This is a genomic window from Prolixibacter denitrificans, from assembly GCF_003014495.1.
Classification (GTDB): Bacteria; Bacteroidota; Bacteroidia; order Bacteroidales; family Prolixibacteraceae; genus Prolixibacter; species Prolixibacter denitrificans.
This window is the reverse complement of sequence record NZ_PYGC01000002.1, coordinates 110012-128822: the sequence shown is the minus strand read 5'-3', so window position 1 is coordinate 128822 and position 18811 is coordinate 110012. Positions and strand designations below refer to the sequence as shown.

Here is an 18811-nt window from a genome sequence, read left to right as displayed (position 1 = left end):
TTATGCCCCAAAATTCGTTTTAGTTGCCGAACAGTTTTTCTTCCCGAAAGGGAATATGGTGATAACGAAGAAACTCGATGTACTCTTCGCGGAAGGATTTATGCAGGTGATGTTGCTGGTGATTCTGAATAAAGCGCATGGTACTCTCCAGTTGTGAGCGGCTGATGGAGTAGGCCGCGAATCCCTTTTGCCAGGTAAAACCTTTACAATTATCGAAATGTTGTCGCAGCCAGGTCTGCGAGGCTTCTTTAAGTGGAAGTACAGCTGACTCAATGGAAAGTCTTGCAGGAATGGCCAGTAGCAAATGCACATGATTTTCGGTTCCGCCCAATGTAATCAACCGCGTTCCTCTCGATTTGGCAATGGCCGAAAGGTACGACACCATTTGGGAACGTATATCGGGCAGCAGGTAACTTCGCTGTCCCATCGTTCCAAATACCACATGCATCAAACAACTGATAAACGTATTTTCCATTAAAGTTTAAGTTCGTTTATTCTCAAGATAATAAATAATATCATTTGATGCGCAGTCAATCATTACGTTAACTAAATTTCGGAGTGAAAAATGTAATGTTATTGTTGCTTTGACTGTAAGATTGATTTTTCTATCTTGCAGCGTCCAAATCATTGCATACTAACTAACTATGAAACTTACTAAAGCTTTGTCGATGCTGGCCATTGGGCTGGTTTTCGTACCCAGAATTGTATGTGCTTCCGGAAATATGCCCCCGACCAATCCGACTTTTTCGTTTTCACGGAAGGATTCCACCGTTACCATTAATACCATCAACAGCGACTATGTTCTGCATGTAAAAAAGCGGACAGGGCCCATCAAACTGGACGGCGTGCTGGATGAAGAAGACTGGAAACGGGCGCAAAAGGCTACAGACTTTTACATGGTCTTGCCTTACGATACCGGCTATTCCGCCGCGAAGTCGGAAGTGATGATGACTTACGGGGACAAAGCTTTTTACCTGGCCTTTGTTTTTTACGATACCATTCCGGGGAAACGGCCCGTTGAGTCATTGCGACGCGATTTTGTTTTTGGTAACAATGATAATTTCCTGTTATTTCTCGATACCTACAACGACCAGACCACGGGTTATTCGTTCGGAGCCAATGCGGCCGGCGCCAAGTGGGACGGCACAATGAGTGACGGTCACAACGTGAATCTGATTTGGGACTGCAAGTGGCAATCGAAGACAAAGAATTACAAAGACCGCTGGGTGACCGAGATGCGAATTCCGTTTAAGTCTATACGGTACCAGAGTGGAGTGGACCACTGGAATGTGCAATTTTCCCGGTTGGATTTGAAAAGGAATGAAAAGTCGGCGTGGGCGCCGGTTCCCAGACAATTTCCAACAGCGTCGCTGGCCTATGCGGGAGTATTGGAATGGGAAACGCCTCCACCCAAATCCGGTCTGCAATTTTCCTTGATTCCCTACATTTTTGGAAGTGTTTCGCGCGACTTTGAAGCGGGAACCGATACCCGTTACCGGAAGGACTTCGGGATGGATGCCAAGCTCGGACTATCGTCGTCTCTAAATCTTGATCTGACTTACAATCCCGATTTTTCCCAGGCCGAAGTGGACGACCAGGTGACGAATCTCGATAGGTTCGAGCTGTATTACCCCGAAAAGCGGCAGTTTTTTCTTGAGAACAGTGACCTGTTTGCCAATTACGGTTCCGACCAGATTCGTCCGTTTTTTTCGCGGCGCATCGGACTCGACGCGCCGGTTCTGGCTGGAGCCCGGTTGAGTGGTAAAATTGGAAATGACTGGCGGATTGGGGTGATGGACATGCAGACGGAAAAACACAACAATTTACTGGCGCGGAACTTTTTTGTGGCTTCGGTCCAGAAGAAGGTTTTTTCCCGCTCGAACATTGGGGCCATCTTAGTGAATAAGCAAAATATGAATGTTCCTTCCGGTTTTACCGGGAATGAATACAACCGGGTCGCGGGTTTGGAGTACAACCTGGCGAGCTCGAATAATTACTGGACGGGTGAATTTTTCGGGTTACGTTCGTTTACCCCGGGCCTGAATTCCGGGAAGCAGTTTACCCAGGGAGCACAACTTAGTTATTCGCGGAAGCAATATGAGTTGTCGATGATTGAATATTACGTAGGGAAAAATTTCAATGCCGAAACCGGTTATGTTCCCAGAGTCGACTACTTACGACTGAATCCAAGAGCGACCGTACGGTTTTATCCTGAAAATAATGGAGTTGAATATCACGGTTTTTTTACCGAACTGGATACTTACTTCCGTCCGGGAGATATGGATTTGACCGATCGGGAAGTGAGTTTCGATTACTTTTTTCAGTTTCACAACCGGAGTCACCTGGAGTTGGAAACCAATTTCTGGTACATCAAACTGCGAAATGAGTTTGATCCCACCAACCAGGGGAATCATTTTCTACAATCTGGAACCGATTACAACTGGTTCGACGCTACGTTGATTTATCAGTCGGACAACCGCAAGACGTTCAAGTACGAGCTTTCTTCCGGTTACGGAGGCTTTTACAACGGGAACCGTTGGCACGCTGAAGGTTTGTTGAATTACCGCTTTCAGCCTCTTGGGTACATTTCTATGGTGTTCAGTTACAACAACCTGATGTTGCCGCAGCCCTGGGGTGACGTGGATTACTGGTTGGTGGGCCCGAAACTGGACGTTACTTTTACCGACAAATTGTTTTTCACCACTTACGTGCAGTACAACGAACAAATCGACAACATCAATGTGAATGCCCGGTTGCAGTGGCGTTATCAACCGGTATCGGATATCTACCTGGTGTACACCGATAATTATTTCCCGGGGAACATGGAGGCAAAGAACAGGGCGCTGGTTTTCAAGATGACCTATTGGTTCAATTAAATGTCAGGATAATTGATGAATCGCTAGTCATTTGTCAGCAAAAGGATTGATTTACTTTCAGTGCATTTTTCAGGTTACGCTGCTTAACTAAAATATTTTTGTATATATTTGAAATTCACAGGACCCAAAAGCTGAACATACGTGGAAAACCCAGAGAAGAAACCCGTTATTCTTGTTGTTGAAGATGCCGAATCTAACTATCTGTATCTGAAGGCTGTATTGCGTAAGATTGATGCGGAAATGATTTGGGTTAAGAATGGACAGGAAGCGGTTGAAACGGTTAAAAAAAATCCGGAAGTAAATCTGGTATTGATGGATTTGCAGATGCCTATCATGAACGGGTTTGATGCTACCCGGAAAATTAAGGAAATCCGGCCCGATCTGCCGGTCATTGCGCAAACCGCGTTTGTGATGCCCGAAGATGTTGAGATGGCGAAAGAGAGTGGCTGTGACGACTTCTGGGCCAAGCCCATCAAGTCGAAAGATATTCTGGATAAAGTAAAGAATTTCCTCTGAACGACTGATACCATGTACACCGCCTCGTTCAAGGCGGTTTTTTTTCATGTGCTTTTTCTACGACCTAACCTAAGTGCAGTTATTAAGTAAATTAATGCATTGAATGGATAAAACGAATAGTCGCAAACAAGCGTTACTGGATTATCGCTATCTGCGTATGGCTCGTATCTGGGCCGAAAATTCGTATTGTAAACGCCGGCAGGTAGGAGCTTTGCTGGTGAAAGACAAGATGATCATTTCGGATGGTTACAACGGTACGCCATCAGGCTTTGAAAACAACTGCGAGGACGAGGAGAACAAAACCAAACCGTACGTGTTGCATGCTGAGGCGAATGCCATTACCAAAGTGGCCAAGTCGAACAACAGCAGCGAACGTGCCACGTTGTATGTCACCTCGTCACCTTGTCTCGAATGCTCGAAACTGATTATCCAGGCGGGCATTAGCCGGGTGGTTTTCTCCGACTCGTACCGGCTGAACGATGGCATTGAATTGTTGAAAAGGGCTTCGATAGAAATTGTACAGATAGATTTGGAATCAAACAGACAGATAGAAGAAAATGGATAAGAAGAACAGAAGGTTAATTACATGGACCCCGGTATTACTGGCATTTGCCATCATAGTTGGAATTTTTATCGGGATCGTCCTGCAACGTCGGCAGCAATCTGCTTTCGACCACGTTAAGTCGCCGGGCAATAGTAAGATCGATCTCATCTTGAATCTGGTCAACGACTATTACGTCGACTCAGTGAACGAAAAACAACTGGTGAACAACGCTATCCCCGATATACTTAAACAACTCGATCCGCATACGACCTACATTCCCAAGAAGGACATGAAGGAAGTGAATGAGGAAATGTCGGGTAATTTCGGTGGAATTGGCGTTCAGTTTTCTATTCAGAACGACACGGTTACTGTAGTAGATGTGATCTCTGGTGGACCGTCCCAGAAGCTCGGTATTCAGGCTGGTGACCGCATCGTTATGGTGAATGATACGACCATTGCCGGAGTGGGAATTACCAACGATAAAGTTATCCAGAAACTGCGCGGCAAAAAAGGAACACACGTAAAGGTCTCCATTGCCCGCCGGGGTATTCCCAATTTGATTGACTTCGATATTACCCGTGGCGATATTCCGCTCTACAGCGTCGATGTTTCGTACATGATCGATAAAAATACCGGCTATGTGAAGGTCGGTCGTTTTGCTGAAAACACGTACACTGAGTTCATGAAGGCGCTCGACAAATTAAATCAGGACAGCGTTAAGAATGTCATCATCGACCTGCGAGGTAACCCGGGTGGTTATTTGGCAGCGGTCATCAAGATGGTGAGTGAGTTCCTCGATAAGGGAGAGCTGATTGTGTACACAAAAGGATTGCACCAACCGAAAAAAATGTTCCGCGCTGACGGCAAAGGAAGTATGCTGGGCAAAAAAGTAGTGGTGCTGATTGACGAGTTCTCGGCCTCAGCCAGCGAGATTTTCTCCGGAGCGATTCAGGACAACGACCGCGGATTAATTGTTGGTCGCCGTTCGTTCGGTAAAGGACTGGTACAGGAGCAGATTCCGTTCAGCGACGGTTCCGCCATGCGATTAACGGTAGCCCGCTATTACACGCCTTCCGGCAGATGTATCCAGAAACCGTATGACGAAGGTAACAAAGCCTACTACCAAGATATTGCACGCCGGTTTAAACACGGTGAATTTGAGCAAAGAGACAGTATTCACTTCAATGATTCATTGAAGTATCATACCCGCCTTGGCAGAGTAGTGTACGGCGGCGGCGGAATCATGCCCGATGTGTTTGTCCCGGCTGATACAACCGGTTTCTCCGACTATTATGGAAAGATTACATCGAAAGGCCTCGTTTACCGTTATGCCTTCGATTATGCCGATGCGCATCGCGAAGTTCTTTCTAAACTGAAAGATGCGAAAGCGATGGAGGCTTACCTGAATAAACAGGATGTATTTGCAAAATTCATTCGGTTTGCCGCGAAAAACGGTGTTCCGCGTGACAGCAAAGGCCTGAAAATTTCAGGGAAAATAATCAAGACACAACTCAACGCTTACATAGCCCGGAATATTTTGGGTGAAGAAGGTTTCTATCCCATCATCAAAGAGATTGATACCACCTTGCAAAAGGCAATTAGCGTAATTGAATCAGATAAAATGCCGGATTAAGGAATGGCAATAGCAGACAGATACAGAAAGGTTGCTCTCTTCAGGGCAACCTTTTTTGTTTTCTACGAATAAGTAAATTGAAAAAAATAGACCATAGCTGTAACTTTAACAGGAAACAATCGTCTTACCCCGAAAAAGTAATTGTAGCCTGACCGGATGACCCTTGATGAATACAACAGCGCAGTAGATGAATGGGCTGACAGAGTGTACCGCTTTGTCGTGAAAAGTATGCACGATGAAGACGGCGCAAGGGACGTTGTACAGGACAGTTACGAAAAGATGTGGCGGCATCGCGAAAATATCGACGGAACGAAGGTGAAAACCTACCTTTTTACCACGGCTTATCATACCATGATTGACCGGATACGGAAAAGCAACCGCGAGGTAATTGGTGATCCGTCGGAACATGTGATCCGCCACGAACGAAACGGTTTTTCCGATTTGCAGGAGGTGCTTCATGAAGCAATATCCCGTTTGCCGGAAAAACAACGAAGCGTGGTTTTGCTACGAGATTATGAAGGCTATTCCTACCGGGAAATTGCCGACATTTCCGGTTTAACCGAAGCACAGGTCAAGGTGTATATTTACCGGGCCCGTGTTTTTCTGAAGAAGTACATCGGTAGCATTGATGTGGTGGTGTAATGAATATAACGACTGAAAATTACGAGGAATTTGTTCTGGATTATCTGGAAGGGAACCTGGAACCAGAAACGCGGAAGGAGCTGGAAGCTTTCTTCGCGGAGCATCCCCGTTTAGCTCCTGACGAGGAAGGAATTTCGTCGTTGGTACTTCTGCCGGAAGAGCTTTCCATGGGTGGAAAGAAATCGTTGCATAAATCACTGTTCGATACACCGGAAGGACTGGAGAATGCAGCCATTGCTCTTTCAGAAGATGACCTTTCGGAAGAAGAAGCGGCCGCTTTCCAAACCTGGCTGAAAAATCACCCTGAAGCGGAAGAAACGGTCAACGCGTTTGGACGACTGAAACTGCAACCGGATTCCGCAACTGTTTTTCCTGTTAAGGCAAAGCTGAAAAGAAAGACCCGTGTACTGCCCATCTGGTGGAGTGTTGCTGCCGCAGCTGTGTTGGCGCTGGGCATTTTCCTTTTCTATCCCGAAAAAGATGCACCTGTTCAACAGCAAATGACTCCGCAAGTCGCAGAAACTTCTGTTCCGGATACTCCGGTGGAATCAGCTCCTGATAAGGGAGAAGTGAAAGCTTCTGATAAAGCGGGTCCTTCACCCAAAGAAAAGATCGTCAGAGAAAAACCGGTGCAGGTCGCAGAAATCCTTCCTGCGAAAGCCAAAGTAACACCTCAAAAAGAGGAACATCCCGAACCCGTTCGGATAGCAATGAACATTCCGGAACCCATGAAAGCAAAAGTCATCCGGTTTGATGTGCAGCCTGAAAAAGTGGTGATGGTGCTCGATTATCAGGACACTGAAAAAGCTCTGGCGGATGAAGTTCCGGTGGAAGACCTGCTCGACAGAAGGCTCGCAAGATCGTTGCATAGTGACGACCGGGAACTGCTTTCACCCGATAACATTGCGCTGGGCGGACTTCAGTTGATTGCCAGAGCATCGGGAGATCGGCTGGTAGGAAAGCGTAACAATGACGGCGAAATAAAGGCTATCTCGTTTCACAGTCGTTTGCTTTCTTTCTCCCTTCCGGTGAATAAAAACCGCTAAGCTGTAACAAAATCCGGCAACGGTTCGTCCTACCCACAAAACGAAAACAAAAAGCTATGTTTGGTAGAATACTTCTGAGCTTCATGCTGATCATGTTCAGCACTCAGTATATGATGGCACAGGATACCGTTCGGGTTAAAGTGCTTGGTAAAAATGCCGTGACCGTAGTGGATGGGATGGGCAAAACCAACGTCCAGGTCGGCGATAATTCGGTTGATGTGAACTCCTTCGACAACGACACGGTGAAAATTCGACTGGGGCGAAGGACAATTGTTTTTGTTGACGGTTGGAGCGGCTCCTATGTCGATTTCGATACCCTGGACGACGACGAATTTGAAAAATGGACCGGTCACCGGCCGAAATTCAAAGGGCACTGGGCGTTTTTCGAGATGGGGGTGAATTCGTTTGCCAATGTCAGTTATGCCGGTTTCCCGGATGCCAACTGGATGGATTTGAACCACAACAAATCGTACGAAGTGAACATCAACTTCCTGCAGTACAACATTGGCCTGCAAAAGGAGCGTAACACCATTGGATTGGTCACCGGCCTGGGCCTGAACTGGAACGACTACCGGTTCTCCAACAAAAACACGGTAGTGAATGACAACGGTGTAACAGCGCCTGTTTACCTGACCTATGACAACCAGCAGAAAACCAAGCTCAATACATTGTATCTGCAAGCGCCCTTGATGCTGGAATTTCAGATTCCTGTGAACAAATCCCATAAACGAATCTACCTTTCCGGAGGAGTCATCGGCGGGCTGAGACTGGGCTCGCATACCAAGATAAAGCATAGCGGTACCAAGGATAAAAACAGGGATGATTTCAATATTTCACCCTTCCGTTATGGGGCAACAACCCGAATTGGTTACAAGGGAATTAACCTGTTTGCAACCTATTATTTTACGCCTTTCTACGAAAGTGGACGCGGACCTGAAATGTATCCCTTCACCATTGGTTTAGGGCTGGTGAATTGGTAATAAAAGACATAGAAACATCATAGACTCTGGGCCGGATTACTACCGGCCCATTTTTTTTCTGCTCCTTTTTCAGTTAAATTTGTACAAACCTCGGTCCATGACAAGAAAATACCTGATAGTCACAATAGCAGCACTGTTGTTTTCACCGGTCCTTTTTGCGCAACAAAACGATACGATAACAATTGTACCGGCGAAACCTCGCCACGCTGTCTCTATTAACGATTTTATGGGCAACCAGGATGAGTACAAAAGCTTCTGGGATCGTAATTTTTCCGGTCACTGGAGTGGCTTCCACCTGGGGATTAACTCATTCCTGCAAAAGGATTATTCAGCGTATCCTCCTTCACAGGATGGATTTATGAATTTGAAAATCTGGCGCTCGTTTTCCTACCAGGTTAACTTTTGGCAGAAAAGTATCAGTTTGCAGCGTTATCACGATGCCATCGGTCTGGTAACCGGTTTGGGGTTGTGTTTTGACGATTATCGTTTCAATCCGGAGGTGACCATCGAAGCAGACGGTAATGGAGTGATCCAGCCTATCTATCCCGATTATGAGGAGATGCGGAAATCCAAACTTAGTACGTTTTATGGCCGAATTCCGCTGCTGCTCGAGTTTCAGATTCCCATGGGACATTTCCAGCGACGGTTCTTCATATCAGGAGGAGTGGTTTTCGGATACAAATTGGGAAGTCATACGAAAATCAAGTACCATCAGGCGGGTATCAGTGAAAAGGTGAAATTTCGCGACGAATTGTACCTGAACGAATACCGTTATAGTTACACCGTTCGGATGGGATATAAATGGTTCAACGTATTTGCGGAGTATTCACCGGTTCCGTTTTTCAAAGAAGGTCACGGCCCGGTGCTCTATCCGTTTACGGCAGGCATCACCCTGGTTAGTTTTTAGTTCAGTCTACCTGAATAATTAGACCATTATCCTGTGATTCCTTCTTTTTTCATTCCCTGAATTTGACTTAATTGCGTTCCGGAAAAAATAAATCGAATCAATAAAACTATGCAACTTTTACTCATCAGTAACTCGACGATGGCCGGAGAGCCATACCTCGATTACCCCAAACATGAAATCAAGAAATTCCTTGGCGATAAACCCGTAAAAGCACTTTTCATCCCTTACGCAGCGGTAACGTTTTCATTCGATGATTACGAAGCGAAAGTAGAGCAGCGCTTTGCTGAAATCGGGCACCACGTGCGTGGAATTCACCATTACGACGACCCGGTGAAAGCGGTGGAAGAAGCCGAAGCCATTGTTGTGGGTGGAGGAAACACCTGGCAATTGGTGCGGATGCTGCACGACAACAACCTGATGAAACCGATTGCCAAAAGAGTGGCCAGCGGAATGCCATACATTGGCTGGAGTGCCGGTTCCAATGTGGCTTGTCCCACGCTGCGTACTACCAACGATATGCCCATCATCGATCCGATGGGATTTGACTGCCTGAAGTTGGTTCCTTTCCAGATCAATCCTCATTACCAGGATAAGAATCCGGAAGGACATGCCGGAGAGACACGCGAACAGCGTATCGAAGAGTTTCTGGAAATTAATCCCGATACCTATGTGGTCGGCTTACGCGAAGGAACTATGTTGAAATACGACGATGGCAAGCTTTCGCTGATTGGAAACCTCACAGCAAGAATTTTCAAAAAGGATCAAAAGCCATTGGAGCTAAGCAGTGAAGATAATTTCAACTTCCTGTTAAAGGAATAGTTGTTCAGGATACGACAGAAGAAAAGGGAGGAATTTGATTTCCTCCCTTTTTGTTTTATTCTTCTTTCAGCACTTCTACCGGATTGCGGTTGGCAGCCTTGTAACTTTGCCAGCTTACGGCGACGACAGCAATAATGAGGGTGAACATAGCTGCCGAAGCAAAAATCCACCAGCTTAAAGCGGTTTTCCAGGCGAAATTTTCAAGCCATTTGTGCATGAGATACCATGAGAGGGGAATGCCCACAATAAACGCCGAAATCACCCATTTCAGAATGTCGCCGTTGAGCATAGTCATGATGGAACCAACGGAAGCGCCGTTTACTTTGCGAACGCCAATTTCCTTCCGGCGAATAACACCTGAATACATGGCCAATGCCCATAATCCGAGACAAGCGATGAATACCGCTAACGCGGAGAAAAATCCGAATACCGAACCAAAGCGTTGGTCGGACTGGTATTGTTGTTCGTAAAACCGGTCGACGAAGAAATAATCGAACGTAGATTGTGGGAAGAAGCGTTCCCACAAATTCCGGATATCAGCTATGGTTTTCGCCGATGGATTTCCCGTCATTTTTACAGAAATAAAGCGGGGAGGAATCCACGGAATGCGGTCGTAGCGAAGCATCATAATCGGCGTGTAAGCCTTCACCAGCGATTGCTGATGATAGTTCTTCATGATACCGATAATTTCGAATGGCTCTTCTTCGCCTTCCACGCTTACCCTCCGTCCAATGGATTCTTCGGTATCGGGAAGGTCGAGCAGTTTCAAAGCTTCCTCGTTCACCACCAGTTTATTGCGGTCGTCGCCAAAATCTTCCGAAAAGCCACGCCCGGCAATGATGTTCATTCCGAAGGTTGAAGCGAAGTTATCATCGACCCCCATCATCTCATACAAGCGGTTTTGCATGTTCGGGTCGTCGGCCCGGTGGTTCGAGGCGAAAAACGCTACTTCCATTCCGGGTACGGCACTGGAAATCGTGGCATTTTTCACGGTAGTGAAGTTTTTTACCTCCTTGCGGAAACTCAACACTTTTTGCTGTAAATCATCGGTTTGTGCCGGAAACTTAATGGCCATCACGCGATTGATATCCACACCGGTTGGCTGGTTCATCATGTAATCCAACTGGTGGTAAACCACAATCGTGCTGAATATCAAAACGAACGACGCCACAAACTGAACGATGACAAGCCCTTTCCGCATGGTGCCGGTGCCTTTGGACTGTTTGCTTTTCCCGCGAAGGATGGAAATCGGCTTAATGGAAGCGAGTATGGATGCCGGGTAGAATCCGGAAATAAAGATTCCGGCCAGGAAAACCAGCACAATCGGAATCCAGAAAGTCGGGTTGGCCCAAAGCTGGAACGGAATAGTTTTGCCGGTCAGTTGATTGAACCAGCCCACCGAAACCAACATGACTCCAATGGCGAGCAACAAAGCTACGCCGTTCACCAGCAACGATTCCATCAGGAATTGAATGACGATATGCCTTTTCGATGCGCCTGACACCTTTCGGACGCTCACTTCCCGGGCACGGTCCAAAGCACGGGCGGTGGTCAGGTTGATGTAATTGAACCAGGCAATCACCAGGATAGCCAGTGCAACCAGCATTAGTGCATTCACAGCGTTTCGGTTCCCCTTGGCTTCGCGCTCGTATTGTTTCTGCGGTGTGAGATGAATATTCCGCAGCGGGTTGAGGTGGATGGCCCAGGTTTTATTCTTCAGTGCCGGCAGTGTTTTGTACTGCTCGGCCATTTTGGGGAAAGCATTCTCAATACTGGTCGGCGACACATTTGGCTGCAGCAAAACATAGGTGTAAACTTCGTGCAGGTACCAGAAGTTTTTCATCCACTCGGGGAGTGTTTCCCACGAAATAAAAAAGTCGAAATGAAAATGGGAATTGGGCGGCAAGTCGGCCAAAACGCCGGTGACTTCGCAATTTTTAATCGAGCCGGTTGTGCTGAACTTCAATATTTTCCCGATAGGATTTTCGTCGCCAAAGTAGCGGTGCGCGGCCGTTTGGGTAATCACCACTTTGTTGGGGCCTTCCAGCGCCGTTTTCGGATCTCCTTCCAGTAATGGAAAATCGAAAATCCGGAAAAACGAAGGCTCGGTTACGGTAACATCGCTTTCGCGGAAACGCTTATCGTGGTAACTAACAATTTGCTCGGTTTCGTGAATATCCACCCGAACAGCATCTTCGATTCCGGAAATATGCTGCATCATGGCCGGGGCATAACCAAACGAACTGGTTGGCCAGTCGTCGGTCATAGTGTTGCCTTCATAGAAACGCGACTCCACCCGGTAAATGCGTTTGGCCAGGTGGTGCATGTTGTCGTAGCTGAACTCGAAGTTCACGTAGTTCAGTATCAGTAGCGAAACCGCCATCCCAATGGCCAGTCCAAGGATATTGATGACCGTGAACATTTTGTTCTTCAGCAGATGGCGAATCGCTGCCAAAAGGTAGTTTCGTAGCATGGTTTGGTGTCGGTTTAGTTTGGTGTTTCAGTAAAAATAGTAAGAATGCCCAACTTTAACTGTTGGCAATTTCTTCCTCTATTTCTCCGTCGGTCAGCCTGATGATGCGTTTCCCGTAATTGGCAAATTCCTGGTTGTGTGTCACCTGAATGATGGTCATACCTTCATCGTTCAGTTTTTTCAGCAAGTCCATGATCATTTTTCCCTGGTCGTGATGCAGATTCCCGGTAGGTTCGTCGGCTAACAAAAGTTTAGGCTTGCCGGCGATGGCGCGGGCTATTCCGACCAATTGCTGCTGTCCGCCCGAAAGTTGCTGCGGGAACAAATCCTTTTTTGCCACCATATTGAAGCGATCGAGCAAATCGGCGATCACCGCTTGGCGCTCTTTCTTTTTCATCCCTTTGTAGAATAAAGGCGTCTCGATATTTTCATACACCGTCATTTCCTCAATCAGGTGAAAAGCCTGGAAGATAAAGCCTACATGGTGACGGTGAAAGTCTACTTTCTTCTTCTCATTTAGTTGGTGCGCCGGTTGATCGAGGAAGAAATATTCCCCTTCGTTCGGATCATCCAGCAACCCGATGATGTTGAGTAAGGTCGATTTTCCAGCACCGCTGGGCCCCATCACCGACACAAAATCGCCTTCGGCCACATCGAGGTTCACATTTTTCAGGATGTACGTCCGTTCGTATTTGTTGTCGTAGTACTTGTAGATTTTCTTCAGGTTGATCATGATGATGTATGTTTAATGCGTTAATGTTTATTCGTATCGCAGGGCGTCAACGGGATTGCGGGTAGCGGCTTTCCAACTTTGCCAGCCAACAGCAGCTGTTGCAACCAGCAGGGCGAACATTCCACTGATAATAAAGTAACCCGGATGCAGTGAAACCCGGTTCGCGTAATTGCTGAGCCAATGATTCAGTGCAAAATAATCGGCGGCAAAAGCGAGCAGCATGGCACCTACAACCCAAATGAGCATATCAAAAAGTAGCAGTTGCAGGATTTCCCGTACCGAACTTCCCATCACTTTGCGTACGCCAATTTCTTTGGTTCGGCGGGCCGTGGTGAAAATCGACAGTGCCATGATGCCCATGAAACTAATGATGATGGCGAGCACGGTTCCTGCTGAAATCAATCGCATCACCCGCTCTTCGTTCGCAAATTTCTCGTTGTACCGGTCGGTTAATTCGTAGGTGCTGAAGATAAAGTTGGGGTCGTATTGCTGAAAGATGGAGGCCACCTGCTTTTGCTCGGCTTTGGTAAATTTCCCCGGAATCCTGACATAAAAACAGTTTACTTTATCGCTGTAGTTGGTCAGCATCAGCGGGGCTATTTTTTCGCTACTGCTGGAATTGTAATAAAAATCTTTTACCACTCCGATAATCTTCATCGGGTCTTTGTACATGGTTACCAGCTTTCCTACTGGATCTTTCAACCCCAGCATTTTTACTGCTGCTTCGTTGAGAATAACGGCCATATGATCGGTTTCCCGATCGTCGAAGAACCGGCCTTGCAAAAGATGGAGTTGCATGGTTTTTCCGAATCCGGGGTGAACCCGGTATTCATGGATTGAGTTCAGATTACCCGATGCATCGCTATACAGTTTAATTCCCTGTCCGCTGGAACCTGAGCCCATGTTGTGGATGGAGGCAGCAGCGCTCGTGACAAACGGAAGTTTGCTGAGCTCTTCTTTTATGGCATGTCTGTGAGTTTTGGTATCCTTATTCAGTCCGGAAATTTCGATAACATGGGAAGCGTTGAATCCTAACGGAATATCTTTCAGGTAGGAAATTTGGGACCGGATAACGATTAAGGAAGTAATCAGGAACACCGCCACTGAAAACTGAACAACCACCGAAGCTATTGACAATGGACTTTTCCTGCGTTGTTTTTCTCGTTGACCTTTTAGTCCGGTAACCAGATTGATTCCGGACAGGTTGAATGAAGGATAGGCTCCACTGACGAAGATGAGAAGAATAAGAAAAGCTACGACGATGAGAAGCCCGGCAGGAGAAAACAAGTCGGAAGCCGGAAGCGAGCGCTGCATCAGGTGAGCAAACCATGGACGGGCCAGTTCCGTAATCCAGAAAGCGATGAACAAAGCGAAGAAGCTGATGACTCCAGTTTCGGTGTAAAACAGCTTGGCCAGTGTCCACTTGTCGGCTCCCAACGCCTTGCGGGAAGCAATCTCTTTGATTCTTTTTTCTCCGTGAAGGACATACAGGTTAATGTAGTTGATCATGGCGAGCAACAGGATGAAAAAGGCCAGGCCGGCAATGAGGTAAATACTGCTCAAACTTCCTTTTTCCGATAAATCGAAATCTGCTTTGGTGTGCAGATGAATCCGGGTCAGCGGCTCTATTCCCGAGTTCGCGTTCAAATTGAACATGTCGGCCAACGGCTTCATCAGCTGGTCATTCAGCGCATTGATCTTCGCTTCTGTCTGCTCCCGGTTGGCATTTTTGTTCAGCAGAAAGTAGGTGAAGAATTCAAATCCACCGAATTTTTCCGGGTGAACCGATGACATGCTGGCCAGCAAATCGAAATGAAAGTGGGTGGTTGTGGGCAGCTGTTTCATGACGCCCGTCACGGTAAACGGCTGGTCGGAAATGGTGATGGTTTTTCCGACACAATTGGTGGTGCCGAAAAACTTTTTAGCCGTTGGCACAGTCAATACTACGGAGTTCAAATCCCGTAACGCCGTTTTCTTGTTTCCGGCCAGCAAATTCAACCCAAATACATCGAAAAAGCCGGGATCGGCATACAACAATTGATTCTTCTCGAATCGTTTGTTTTTCCTTTCCACATTCACATTCCAGCCACGATAAATTTGTACCGCTGCATCGATTTCGGGAACTTTCGCAGGAATTTCTGTGTATGCACTGCGGAGCGAAAGAGGAGAGGTTTCAGTAGAATTTCGCTGTGTTATAGAGTTATATAATCTGACAACGCGGTCTTTGGTCGGGAATTGCTGGTCGTAACTCAGTTCGTGGCGAACATAAACCGAGAGCAATAAAAAGGCAGCCAGACCGAATGCCAGGCCGGGAAGGGTAACGAAAACCAGTAACGGATTTCGTTTCAACATGCGGAAGGTGTAACGAAGTTGCTTCATGGGACAAGGTTTTGTGTTCAGCTTTCCTTCTTCACGATTCCTGTCAGCACATGCTGTTCACTGTAAGCTAATTGATAAAATGGGAAAGAGGATGGGCAAAATCCAAACGGAAATTGCACCATCCCTGCTAGTTTGTCTTATGGATGAAAAAGAACCTATCTGTTATGCTTTTCTGTAATAATCTGACCGTCGAACAGGTTGATGATGCGGTGTGCAAAATCGGCGTCGTGCTGCGAGTGAGTTACCATCACAATGGTGGTTCCCTCTTCATTCAGTTCCGAAAGCAGGTTCATCACTTCCAAACCGTTGTTGGAGTCAAGGTTACCGGTGGGCTCATCGGCGAGAATGAGGCCAGGATTGGCTGCCACGGCCCGCGCAATGGCTACGCGCTGCTGCTGACCTCCTGAAAGCTGTCGAGGAAAGTGTTTCCGGCGGTGACTGATTTTCATTCGTTCCAGAATTTTCTCGACGCGTTCTTTGCGTTCTGATGCTTTCATCTTCAGGTAAATGAGCGGCATTTCGACGTTTTCGAAAACAGTCAGCTCGTCAATCAGGTTAAAGCTCTGGAAGACAAAGCCTATGTTTCCCTTCCGCAGTTGGGTTCGATCTTTTTCCCGCATACGCGAAACATCAACACCGTCGAACATATAGGAACCCGACGACGGATTATCGAGTAGCCCAACGATGTTCAGCAGGGTTGATTTTCCGCAACCTGATGGTCCCATAATGGCCACGAATTCACCTTTTTTTACGTTGAAGTTGACCTCATTCAGGGCAGTTGTTTCCACCTCTTCGGTTTGGAAAACTTTTGTCAGATTTTCAGTTTGTATCATGATGTAAAAATTTTGTAGTCGGTATATTTTTGTGAAAATTTAATCAGAATTATTCGTTTCGTAAACTGTCAACCGGGTTGGTATTGGCGGCCTTGTAGCTGAAATAGTTAATCACTAACAAACAGACAGAAAGCACAATAAGTCCGGCACTAATGAATATCCACCAGGGAAGATTGGTCCGGTAAGCAAAGTTTTGCAGCCACTGGTGCATGAAATACCAGGCAACCGGAACAGCGATGACCACGGCGATTCCAATCCAGCGGATAAAGCTTTGATTCAGCAGTGCCAGTATTTGCATGGTCGAAGCGCCGTTGGTTTTGCGTAAGGCAATCTCTTTCGCACGCTTTTGGGTCAGGTACGTCACCAGACCGATGATTCCAATCAGGGCAATCAGCAGCGACATCAACGTGCCGAACTGAATGAAGTTAGCCAGTTTGTTTTCTCGACTATACAATGACGCATATTTCTGATCGAGGAACCCAATGGACGGTGGCGGAGCCGATGAGAATTTCGCCCAGGTATTTTTGATGTACTGAGTTGTTTGCGTAAGGTTGCCGGGGCGTACTTTCAGCAGAATGTAACGCTGCCAGACTGGGTTGTCAGTCAGCCAGAAGACCATGGGCTGCAGTTGTTCACGCAACGACGAGTAGGTAACATTTTTTGCTACACCAATCACATGGCCATCTCCGCCCAGTGCCGGGAAAGTAACATCCAGCGGATCTTTCCATCCAAAATTCTGAACCGCCTTTTCGTTTACGATCAGGTCATTCCGGTCGGCTTCCATATTTTGAGAGAAAGCACGCCCCTGGTCAATCTGGATGTGAAAGAAATCAAGGAACCGTTCGTCAACCGGCCAGGCCCATATTTTGATACGTTGTTCGTTGACATCGCGTCCCCACGACATTTGCACTTGTCCGGGAACGAAAGCACTGTATGTATAGTTGGTAATCTGTTGATCCTTCAGTAACTCTTCCGCAAAAGCGCGGCTATGCTGAGTGATGGACCCATCGGTTTGCAGGTATATCACATTGTTGGGTGACAAACCGGTATCGAAATTTTTCCAGTAATTCAGCTGGCGATGAATCGTGAAAGCTCCGATGATGAGCGCGGTAGAAATGACCAGCTGCAAAGTCGTCAACGTAGCCCGTAGGATTTTTCCGTTTCCGGAGAAGTGAACCTCGCCATGCAGAATCTTGGTTGGTTCGGCCGACGATAGCAGATAGGCCGGATACAGGCCGGCGAAAAAACCGAACAGAATGGCCAGGCCGGTTGGAAGAAGCAACAGATCCAGCTGGTTCATCATCGGCAAGTCCTGGTATGGCAGAATTCCGTTCATGTCGGTTCCGAGAAGCTCAACCACCACGGTAGCTAACAAGAATGCGATCAGTGCGAGCGCAATAGCTTCGAAAATGATCTGCAGCTGCACCTGGAACCGGGTGGCCCCCAAAGCCCGCTGAATTCCCAGCTGGTGAATCCGTTTCCCGGCTTGTACCGAAATCAGGTTGATGTAATTCACAAAGGCCATGAGCAAAATCAAAAGGGCAACGGAGGCAAATATTTTCAGGAACAACGGATTGACCGGATTTAGGTAGGCCATGCTGCCATCGCTGGTAAAGTGAACCTGTTTGAACGGTTTCAGATAGAGGACCCGATCGGCGTGAAAAGCTTTCTTAAAACCTTCGAAATCCTCTTTCATGCTACCCGAATTGGCCTCAATTTTTTGAGCGGTTTGATCGGGATTGGCTCCCGGTTTTAGCAAAAACGCGAGAATGAAATTATACTCAGATCGTTGGTTAGCTGCGTTGTTTGGGTCTTCCGATTCGGTGGCAAACGATAAAAAACAGTCGGTTTTAATGGATGAGTTGGATGGGATGTCCTTCATCACACCGGTAATGGTGAACGGGCTCTTCCCTCTTTGATACAAAATTTGCTTTCCAACCGGATTTTGGTCGCCAAATATTTTGCGTGCCAGCGACTGGGAAATCACCGCGGTAAAAGGTTTGCTCAGCACTGTTTGTGGATTTCCCTGAACCAGCGGAAAAGTAAACGCGGTAAAGACCTCTTTGCTGGCATATACCGGAGTGGCATTATAGTCATCATTCGGCTTATCGACACGATGAATATACTCCAGGCGTGGGATTTGATGAAACACAACCACGTCATCTACTTCCGGCACTGAATTTCCAATCTCTTTTTTCAGCAAGGCGGGGAGGGTGGCTTGCGGCTTCCCCTGATCCATTTTGGCGGTCAACAGGTATATGCGGTCGTAATTTCTATTAAATTTATCGTAGCTCAGTTCATGTTGCAGGTAAATCATGATGAGCAGGAAACCGAAGAAAGCCAGTGTCAGGCCCAGAATGTTGAGCAAAGTCGTCAGCTTCTGCTTCAGCAGGCTTTTCAATGCAATTTTAAGTCCTTTGAATATCATCG

General features: G+C 46.9%; 14 protein-coding genes and 1 pseudogene. 9 read left to right on the top strand and 6 right to left on the bottom strand.

The features are described from left to right. Positions 1–19 precede the first annotated feature (19 nt). Positions 20–475, bottom strand: a complete 456-nt coding sequence (locus tag CLV93_RS04210; protein ID WP_106540928.1) for a transposase — start codon at positions 473–475, stop codon at positions 20–22. 169 nt (positions 476–644) lie between these two features. On the opposite strand from CLV93_RS04210, the gene CLV93_RS04205 reads away from it, so the two are divergent. The 9 genes from CLV93_RS04205 (at position 645) to pepE (ending at position 9963) form a co-directional block, all read left to right on the top strand. Beyond that, complete coding sequence (locus CLV93_RS04205) at positions 645–2876, top strand: carbohydrate binding family 9 domain-containing protein (protein WP_211297744.1); 2232 nt, start codon at positions 645–647, stop codon at positions 2874–2876. 141 nt (positions 2877–3017) lie between these two features. Beyond that, a complete protein-coding gene (locus tag CLV93_RS04200) occupies positions 3018–3392 on the top strand; it encodes a response regulator (protein WP_106540927.1) in 375 nt (124 codons plus the stop codon). A 103-nt stretch (positions 3393–3495) separates the two neighbouring features. Continuing rightward, positions 3496–3957 carry a dCMP deaminase family protein gene (locus CLV93_RS04195; protein ID WP_106540926.1) on the top strand — a complete coding sequence of 154 codons (462 nt, stop codon included), beginning with the start codon at positions 3496–3498 and terminating at the stop codon, positions 3955–3957. Next, entirely contained in the window at positions 3950–5569 is a 1620-nt protein-coding gene (locus tag CLV93_RS04190) for a S41 family peptidase (RefSeq protein ID WP_106540925.1), read from the top strand. Before CLV93_RS04195 ends, CLV93_RS04190 begins: the two co-directional genes overlap by 8 nt. A 156-nt stretch (positions 5570–5725) precedes the next feature. Beyond that, positions 5726–6211: an RNA polymerase sigma factor gene (locus CLV93_RS04185; RefSeq protein WP_106540924.1), complete on the top strand. Its 486-nt coding sequence runs from the start codon at positions 5726–5728 to the stop codon at positions 6209–6211. Next, entirely contained in the window at positions 6211–7257 is a 1047-nt protein-coding gene (locus CLV93_RS04180; RefSeq protein WP_106540923.1) for a hypothetical protein, read from the top strand. The genes CLV93_RS04185 and CLV93_RS04180 overlap by 1 nt, the downstream gene beginning before the upstream one ends. Positions 7258–7313: 56 nt before the next feature. Beyond that, positions 7314–8237, top strand: coding sequence for an outer membrane beta-barrel protein (locus CLV93_RS04175; RefSeq protein WP_106540922.1), 924 nt, complete (start codon positions 7314–7316; stop codon positions 8235–8237). 97 nt (positions 8238–8334) lie between these two features. Continuing rightward, on the top strand, positions 8335–9144 hold the full coding sequence (locus CLV93_RS04170; RefSeq protein ID WP_106540921.1) for an outer membrane beta-barrel protein: 810 nt from the start codon (positions 8335–8337) through the stop codon (positions 9142–9144). Between the two features lie 108 nt (positions 9145–9252). Further along, entirely contained in the window at positions 9253–9963 is a 711-nt protein-coding gene (gene pepE, locus CLV93_RS04165; RefSeq protein ID WP_106540920.1) for a dipeptidase PepE, read from the top strand. A gap of 55 nt (positions 9964–10018) precedes the next feature. Here pepE and CLV93_RS04160 read toward each other — a convergent pair whose 3' ends face one another. The 5 genes and pseudogenes from CLV93_RS04160 to CLV93_RS04140 all read right to left on the bottom strand — a co-directional run. Next, on the bottom strand, positions 10019–12436 hold the full coding sequence (locus tag CLV93_RS04160; RefSeq protein WP_106540919.1) for an ABC transporter permease: 2418 nt from the start codon (positions 12434–12436) through the stop codon (positions 10019–10021). 55 nt (positions 12437–12491) lie between these two features. Beyond that, positions 12492–13169, bottom strand: coding sequence for an ABC transporter ATP-binding protein (locus CLV93_RS04155; protein WP_106540918.1), 678 nt, complete (start codon positions 13167–13169; stop codon positions 12492–12494). Positions 13170–13196: 27 nt separating this feature from the next. Next, positions 13197–15548 (bottom strand): ABC transporter permease, encoded by a 2352-nt coding sequence (locus CLV93_RS04150; RefSeq protein ID WP_106540917.1) that lies wholly within the window; start codon positions 15546–15548, stop codon positions 13197–13199. A 155-nt stretch (positions 15549–15703) separates the two neighbouring features. Next, positions 15704–16381, bottom strand: coding sequence for an ABC transporter ATP-binding protein (locus CLV93_RS04145; protein WP_106540916.1), 678 nt, complete (start codon positions 16379–16381; stop codon positions 15704–15706). Between the two features lie 85 nt (positions 16382–16466). Continuing rightward, a pseudogene (locus CLV93_RS04140) lies at positions 16467–18809 on the bottom strand (ABC transporter permease); the annotation flags it as partial. Between the last annotated feature and the right edge of the window lie 2 nt (positions 18810–18811).

Excerpts from the sequence above, each read along its gene's own strand:
- CLV93_RS04180 (WP_106540923.1), top strand. The coding sequence starts at position 6,211 with ATGAATATAACGACTGAAAATTACGAGGAATTTGTTCTGGATTATCTG.
- CLV93_RS04155 (WP_106540918.1), bottom strand. The coding sequence starts at position 13,169 with ATGATCAACCTGAAGAAAATCTACAAGTACTACGACAACAAATACGAA.
- CLV93_RS04195 (WP_106540926.1), top strand. The coding sequence starts at position 3,496 with ATGGATAAAACGAATAGTCGCAAACAAGCGTTACTGGATTATCGCTAT.
- CLV93_RS04190 (WP_106540925.1), top strand. The coding sequence starts at position 3,950 with ATGGATAAGAAGAACAGAAGGTTAATTACATGGACCCCGGTATTACTG.
- CLV93_RS04185 (WP_106540924.1), top strand. The coding sequence starts at position 5,726 with ATGACCCTTGATGAATACAACAGCGCAGTAGATGAATGGGCTGACAGA.
- CLV93_RS04160 (WP_106540919.1), bottom strand. The coding sequence starts at position 12,436 with ATGCTACGAAACTACCTTTTGGCAGCGATTCGCCATCTGCTGAAGAAC.
- CLV93_RS04210 (WP_106540928.1), bottom strand. The coding sequence starts at position 475 with ATGGAAAATACGTTTATCAGTTGTTTGATGCATGTGGTATTTGGAACG.
- pepE (WP_106540920.1), top strand. The coding sequence starts at position 9,253 with ATGCAACTTTTACTCATCAGTAACTCGACGATGGCCGGAGAGCCATAC.
- CLV93_RS04205 (WP_211297744.1), top strand. The coding sequence starts at position 645 with ATGAAACTTACTAAAGCTTTGTCGATGCTGGCCATTGGGCTGGTTTTC.
- CLV93_RS04170 (WP_106540921.1), top strand. The coding sequence starts at position 8,335 with ATGACAAGAAAATACCTGATAGTCACAATAGCAGCACTGTTGTTTTCA.
- CLV93_RS04145 (WP_106540916.1), bottom strand. The coding sequence starts at position 16,381 with ATGATACAAACTGAAAATCTGACAAAAGTTTTCCAAACCGAAGAGGTG.
- CLV93_RS04150 (WP_106540917.1), bottom strand. The coding sequence starts at position 15,548 with ATGAAGCAACTTCGTTACACCTTCCGCATGTTGAAACGAAATCCGTTA.
- CLV93_RS04175 (WP_106540922.1), top strand. The coding sequence starts at position 7,314 with ATGTTTGGTAGAATACTTCTGAGCTTCATGCTGATCATGTTCAGCACT.